This window comes from Planomonospora algeriensis, assembly GCF_977012225.1.
Genome location: NZ_CDRNDK010001062.1, coordinates 1 through 559, shown reverse-complemented (window position 1 = coordinate 559; position 559 = coordinate 1). Strand labels below are relative to the sequence as shown.

The window sequence follows — 559 nt, the reverse complement described above, 5'->3', positions numbered from 1 at the left end:
CTTGCGGTCGACGGCGAAGGCGGCCATGCGACCTGCCGTTCGTGGCCTGCGTGATCCCTCGCCGGGCAATTGACGATTAAGTGAACAAATCGCTAGCCTCCGAGGCAGGTCATGAGTTCCAGTGACAAGCCCCGGCCCGCTGGACGGCATCCCGCCTGCCGCAGGTGCCCCGGGTGAGGACCTGCTCCACGCGTGGTGCGTGGAGAACGGCGGATCACCGGGGCGCGGCACCACCGGGGTCCCAGACTCCGCAGGAGCGTCGTCATGGCCATACCCGGCGTCATCTTCGATCCGCTGCCGAACGGCTGCGCCGCTGCCGGTCGATGACGCTCGCCTCCTGGAACATTCCTTGAGGCTCCCGCCTGCCGCTCACGCTACTTCGGCGACCCCGGGGACACCAGCAGGAAGCAGCAGCCCTCAGTGGAAGGACCTACCGGAATGGACGCCGCCACGGCGAAGGACCTGTTCCTGACGGCTGAGACCACCCCGGAGGGCGAGCGCGGCACCGCCCAGGCGTTCGACCGGTGGCTTGCCCAGGGGCATGATGTGGCCTTCTACC

General features: G+C 68.3%; 1 riboswitch.

The window, feature by feature from the left end:
• The first annotated feature begins 107 nt into the window (after positions 1-107).
• A riboswitch (SAM riboswitch) is annotated at positions 108-216 on the top strand.
• Positions 217-559 lie beyond the last annotated feature (343 nt).